The organism is Actinomadura sp. DC4, assembly GCF_030406325.1.
In the GTDB taxonomy this organism is placed as follows: domain Bacteria; phylum Actinomycetota; class Actinomycetes; order Streptosporangiales; family Streptosporangiaceae; genus Actinoallomurus.
In genome coordinates this window covers 171,761-177,489 of sequence record NZ_JAUEQY010000018.1, presented here as the reverse complement: position 1 = coordinate 177,489, position 5,729 = coordinate 171,761, and the positions used below count along the sequence as shown (strand labels likewise).

4 protein-coding genes are annotated in these 5,729 nt (G+C 68.7%); 2 read left to right on the top strand and 2 right to left on the bottom strand.

The features are described 5' to 3' along the window. Positions 1 to 181 precede the first annotated feature (181 nt). Together QWU11_RS28060 and QWU11_RS28055 are read right to left on the bottom strand one after the other, a co-directional pair. Complete coding sequence (locus tag QWU11_RS28060; protein WP_290117437.1) at positions 182 to 2,212, bottom strand: ABC transporter ATP-binding protein; 2,031 nt, start codon at positions 2,210 to 2,212, stop codon at positions 182 to 184. 149 nt (positions 2,213 to 2,361) lie between these two features. Next, positions 2,362 to 3,534, bottom strand: a complete 1,173-nt coding sequence (locus tag QWU11_RS28055; protein WP_290117436.1) for a cytochrome P450 — start codon at positions 3,532 to 3,534, stop codon at positions 2,362 to 2,364. 275 nt (positions 3,535 to 3,809) lie between these two features. Here QWU11_RS28055 and QWU11_RS28050 point away from each other — a divergent pair, with 275 nt between their 5' ends. Then, positions 3,810 to 5,051 carry an SGNH/GDSL hydrolase family protein gene (locus QWU11_RS28050; RefSeq protein ID WP_290117435.1) on the top strand — a complete coding sequence of 414 codons (1,242 nt, stop codon included), beginning with the start codon at positions 3,810 to 3,812 and terminating at the stop codon, positions 5,049 to 5,051. A gap of 173 nt (positions 5,052 to 5,224) precedes the next feature. Beyond that, the gene (locus QWU11_RS28045; protein ID WP_290117434.1) at positions 5,225 to 5,710 is read left to right on the top strand and encodes a hypothetical protein; all 486 of its coding nucleotides are present in this window, start codon (positions 5,225 to 5,227) and stop codon (positions 5,708 to 5,710) included. The last annotated feature ends 19 nt before the right edge of the window (positions 5,711 to 5,729 follow it).

Sequence of the window (5,729 nt, the reverse complement as noted above, 5' to 3'; positions counted from 1 at the left end):
CGGGCTCCCCTCTCCTTCATGATCTGGGGTGAATAAACGCTCGCCATATGACAGGGTGCGGTGCTGGATATTACCGAAATCTGTTTCTGTCCAACTGAACAGACAATGGCGGAACAATGGCGCGCCACAAGCCCCGCCACCAGATCTCGTTGTCAGTGGCGGGGGCGTGGATCGAACAACGTCAGATATCGCCGCCGGGGAAATGCGGCATGGAACCCCGGGTCCCGGAGAAACCGCCGCCGCCCAGTCTTTTCCTGGTCGGTCCCATCGGCGCCGGCTCGGCCGGGGGCTCGGGAGGAGGGGGCGCCGCGGGGCCGGAGCCGTTCTCCGACTGCCGCGCGAACTGCGTGTGGTAGAGCTCGGCATAGAGGCCGCCGCGTGACAGGAGCTCGTCGTGCGTGCCGCGTTCGCGGACCCGGCCGTCGTCGATGACGAGGATCTGGTCGGCCTCGCGGATGGTCGACAGCCGGTGCGCGATGACGAGGGAGGTCCGCCCGGCGAGCGCGGTCTCGAGCGCGCGCTGCACGGCGGCCTCCGACTCTGAGTCCAGGTGCGCGGTCGCCTCGTCCAGCACCACGACCGACGGCGCCTTGAGCAGCAGCCTGGCCAGCGCCACCCGCTGCTTCTCCCCGCCGGAGAGCCGGTAGCCGCGGTCGCCGACCACGGTGTCGAGCCCGTTCGGAAGCGAGGAGATCAGGTCCCAGATCTGGGCCGCCCGGCAAGCCTCGACGACCTCGTCCTCGGTCGCGTTCGGGCGGGCGAAGATCAGGTTGCCGCGGATCGTGTCGTGGAACATGTGGGCGTCCTGGGTGACCACGCCGATCGTGTCGTGCAGCGAGTCCAGCGTGAGGTCCCGCAGGTCGTGCCCGTCGATCCGTACGGTTCCGGAGCCGGGGTCATAGAGCCGCGACACGAGGTGGGTGATGGTCGTCTTGCCCGCCCCGGACGGGCCGACCAGCGCCGTGAGCCTTCCGGCCGGCGCGGAGAAGCTGACGTCGCGCAGGACCACGGCCTGGTCCCCGGAGCGTTCGGCGGTCGGCAGCGCGATCGACTCCAGCGAGGCCAGCGAGATCTCGCTGGCCTTGGGGTACCGGAACGCCACCTTGTCGAACTCGATCTCCGGGGCGGCCCGGCCCGGCTCGCCCGCCGGCAGCGCGACGGCCTCGGGGCTCTCGGCGATCAGCGGCTTCAGGTCCAGGACCTCGAAGACCCGGTCGAAGCTGACCAGCGCGGTCAGCACGCTGATCTGCACGGTAGACAGCTGGTTGATCGGGCCGTACAGGCGGGTCAGCAGGGCGGCGAGCGCCACGAGCGTGCCGATCTGGAAGGTCCCGTCGATGACGAGGCTGCCGCCGAGGCCGTACACCAGCGCGGTCGCCAGCGAGGCGACCAGCGTCATGGCGATGAAGAACACCCTGCCGTACACCGCCGTCACCACGTTGATGTCGCGGACCCGCGCGGCCCGGTTGCCGAACAGGTCCGACTCGTCCCTGGGCCGCCCGTACAGCTTGACGAGCATTGCGCCCGCGACGTTGAACCGCTCGTTCATCAACGAGCCCATCTCGGCGTTGAGCTGCATCGACTCTCGCGTGAACCGCTGGAGGCCGCGCCCGATCAGCCGGGCCGGCAGCAGGAAGAGCGGGATGAGGATCAGCGCGATGACCGTCACCTGCCAGGACAGGTAGAACATCGCGAGGAGCACGAGGACCAGCGAGAGCAGGCTGGAGACGACCATCGTCAGCAGCGACGAGATCGCCTGCTGGGCCTCGATCACGTCGGTGTTCAACCGGCTGACCAGGGATCCCGTCTGCGTGCGGGTGAAGAACGCGATCGGCTGCTGCTGAATGTGCCGGAACACCTTCGTGCGCAGGTCGTAGATGAGGCCCTCGCCGATCCGCGAGGAGTAGAACCGCTGGGCGAGCACCACGACGGCGTCGAGCACGGCGAGGCCGGCCACGATGACGGCGAGCATGATGACCAGACCGGTGTCGCGTTTGACGATGCCGTTGTCGATAATGATCTTAAGAAGTAATGGACTCGACGCGGTGATGACCGCGTCGAACACGCTGACGAGCATCAGGAGCGCGATTCCCCAGCGATAGGGCTTCGCATAGGGAAAGATCTTTCGAACGGTTCCCGGTCTGATGCGCTGACGGGTCACCGAAGGATCGCCGAGTGCACGCATCGTCATGGGGCCTGGAGATCCGAGCATAACGACGAGAACCTCCTGCGCATGGAAAAATCATGCGGGTCGGTGACAGATACATTGATGAATGGGACGCGAAGATATCCGCCCACGCGGCGATATTCCCCCCGCTCGCCGTCGGCAGGCTAACAGACGTGTTTGCGCGGGACCACAGCTCATTCTTTCCAGTTGGACGGCCCGGCGGGGTCGCCCTTTAGGCGCACCGGCAGGCTGCTCATGCCCGACAGGAAGTTGGAGAAGATCCGGCGGCCGGGTCCGGCCTGTTCGATGTCTTGCACAAAGGTACGCAGGCCGTCCAGCATGGCGTTGATCTCCACGCGGCCGAGGTAGGCGCCCAGGCAGAAGTGCCGGCCATAACCGAGCGACAGGTGTTTGTTCGGCGAGCGGCCGAGATCGAAACGATCAGGGTCGGGGAACACCGTCTCGTCGCGGTTGGCCGAGGTGAACCACAGCGTGACGAGGTCCCCCGCCGCGATCGACCGGTCACCCAGCCGCACGTCCGCGCGCGCGGTACGGCCGAAGTGCATCGTGGGCGTCGTCCAGCGCAGGATCTCCTCGCCCGCGCTCTCGACGGTCACGTCGCCGTTCCGCAGCGCCGCCCACTGGCCGGGGTGCGCTGCGAAGGCCTCCACCGCCCCGATCATCGACAGGCGGCTGGTCTCGTCTCCGCCCATGATGAGGCTGTAGCAGTTGAGGATGATGTCCTCGTCGTCGAGGCGCCTGCCGCCGACCTCGGCCGTCGCCATCAGGCTGATGGGGTCCGTGCCCGGCCGCTTCCGGCGCTCGGTCACGAGGTCGCTGAAGTACAGCAGGATCTCGCCGCGCGCGATCCGGTCGACGTCCGCGCCGGGCGTCTCGTAGTCCGACGCGAGCGCCGACTTGGTGAGCCGCAGCACCTCCGGCCGGTCTGCGACCGGCACGTCGAGCAGGTCGCAGATGGTCTCCAGCGGGATCACCGACGCGACGTCGCGGGCGAAGTCGCAGCCGCCGCGTTCGACCGACTCCTCCAGCAGGCGGCGGATCAGCCGGCGGACCCGAACGGCCACGTCGGCCAGCGCGCGCGGCGCGAAGGCCTTGAGCAGGAGTTTGCGCAGCTCGGTGTGGTGCGGCCCGTCGGTGACCGCGAGCATCCGCCGCGCGCCGGTGTCGCCGCCCAGCAACATCGTCGTGAGGACGTTGCCGTCCTCGGAGGTGAAGTCGCCGTCGTCGCGGAGCACCCGCACGACGTCCTCGTACCGGCTCACCACCCAGAACTCCGGCCCCTGCGGCGTCGCGGGATGCCGGTGGACGGGGTCGGTCGACCTCAGCCGGCGCCAGACCTCGGTCATGTCGTGGTCGGCGTAGGTCCTCGGATCGACGAGATTCGGAATGGCAATCTGCGGTAAGACCATTGCTCCGTCTGCTCCCCCGGCAATTTCATGCACTACTGGCCTAACGGCATTGTGGTAATCGTCGGCCGTCTGATCTATCGTCGGCAGCGCTCCCGGTGCGACAGTACTTGGCGTGCTCCGGTCGAGCAAGAAATTGATGAGTTGATCGTTATGGACAGGGGGAGCACATGTCGCATGTTTCACGTCGTAACGTCGCCGGTATTACGGTGCCGTTGTTCGCACTGGCGTCGGTCATGATTTTCGCCGGCCCGGCCGGCGCGTCGGCGCATCAGCGGGGCCGGCCCGGAAAGTGGGTGGGCACCTGGGCGGCCAGCCCGCAGCAGCCGAGACCGGCCGGCCTGGGCAGCCCGGGCAACCCGGACCTGAGGGGATTCACCGGTCAGACCCTCCGCCAGATCGTCCATACGAGCGTCGGCGGAACGGACTTACGCATCCACGTCTCCAATGCGTACGGCACGCAGACCCTGGTGCTCGGCAACGCGACGGTGGGCGTCCAGAAGACCGACGCCGAACTGACCGCCGCCCCGGTCCCGGTCACCTTTCACGGGCGGCACGGCGCCCGCGTCCCCGCCGGATCGGAGGCGGTGAGCGACCCGATCCCGCTGCGGGTGGCGCCGCTGACGAACCTGAGCGTCAGCATCGCCCTTCCCGAGGCCACCGGGCCGGCCACGAACCACAGCTTCTCCGACCAGGTCAACTACGTCTCCGGCCCCGGCGACTTCTCCTCGGCGACCGGCGGCGAGGCGTTCGCCCAGTCGTTCGGCCACTGGTTCTTCCTGTCCGGAGTGGACGTGCGGACGACCGCCAGGGACGCGCGTTCGGTCGTGACGTTCGGCGATGACGCGACCGACGGGTTCCTGTCCAGCCCGAACGCCAACACCCGCTGGCCCGACGCCCTCGCGCGCCGGCTGCAGCAGACGGGCCGCGCGACCGGGGTGCTCAACGCGGGGGTCAACGGCAACCGGATCCTGTCCGACTCGCCCTGCTTCGGCGCCGCCGGTCTTACGCGGCTGCGCGACGACGCCCTGCGCCAGACCGGCGTGGACGCCGTGATCGTGCAGGAGGGCATGAACGACTTCGGCTTCGCCGCGCTGCCCGCGACCCCCTGTGGCCTGCCGAGCCGGTCGGTCACCGCGTCGGACATCATCGGCGCGTACAGGCGGCTCATCTCCGCCGCCCACGCCCGCGGCGTACGCGTGATCGGCGGGACGCTGACCCCGATCGGCGGTTCCGGTTTCTCCTCGGCGGACACCGAGCAGATCCGCGCGACCGTGAACGCCTGGATCAGGACCGGCCACCGGTTCGACGCCGTCGCCGACTTCGACAAGGCCGTACGGGATCCGGCCGATCCGCAGCGGATCCTCGCCGTCTACGACGCGGGTGACCATCTGCACCTGAACGACGCCGGTTTCGAGATCATGGCCGGCGCGGTAAGGCTCGGCGATCTTCACTGAGCCTTCTCTGTCGTCGCGTATGGCCCGGTTCCACGGAACCGGGCCATACGTATGTTCGGGACCAGTCTCTTTCTTCGTAAATGCCCATCCCCATGGGCCGTTACCGCGCTGGTATCGCCGCTTCCATAGCTTTGTCCTCGACGGGGAAACCACCGAATTCGAAGGACGAAGCGATGCAGAAGATATCGAGGCCCCCCCTGCGCCGAACCGCGTTATGGCGGGCCTGCCTGACCGCGGCGCCGTTCGCGGGAATCCTCCTGGCGGCCTCCGCCTGTTCCGGCACTTCCGACGCCGCGGACCCGCCCAGCGCGAGCCCTCCTTCCGTCGCCGCGAGCCGTACGCCCAATGGCGCCGGCTCGTCCTCCTCGCACAGCGGCGGGACGACGGCGGGCAAGGGCGGCGGCGGAAACTCCTCCGGCGGCGGTGGCCAGGGCGGCTCCGTGGGCACGTACACGGTCGCGTTCGCGAAATGCATGCGCGCCCACGGCATACCGAAGTTCCCCGACCCGAACGGCCGCGCCGGCCAGCTCGGCCCCTCCAGCGGCATCGACCCGGGCTCCGCCAGGTTCCGCGACGCGCTGGACGGGCCCTGCAAGTCACTCGCCCCGCCCGCGTGGGTCGACTCCGGGAAGGCGTCGGTCCCGGGCGGCGGATCGTGACCGTCCCGGCCGGCGGAGA

What these genes read in the sequence shown, in the direction of transcription:
- QWU11_RS28045 (WP_290117434.1), top strand. Translation starts at nt 5,225, where the DNA reads ATGCAGAAGATATCGAGGCCCCCCCTGCGCCGAACCGCGTTATGGCGG.
- QWU11_RS28055 (WP_290117436.1), bottom strand. Translation starts at nt 3,534, where the DNA reads ATGACCGAGGTCTGGCGCCGGCTGAGGTCGACCGACCCCGTCCACCGG.
- QWU11_RS28060 (WP_290117437.1), bottom strand. Translation starts at nt 2,212, where the DNA reads ATGCTCGGATCTCCAGGCCCCATGACGATGCGTGCACTCGGCGATCCT.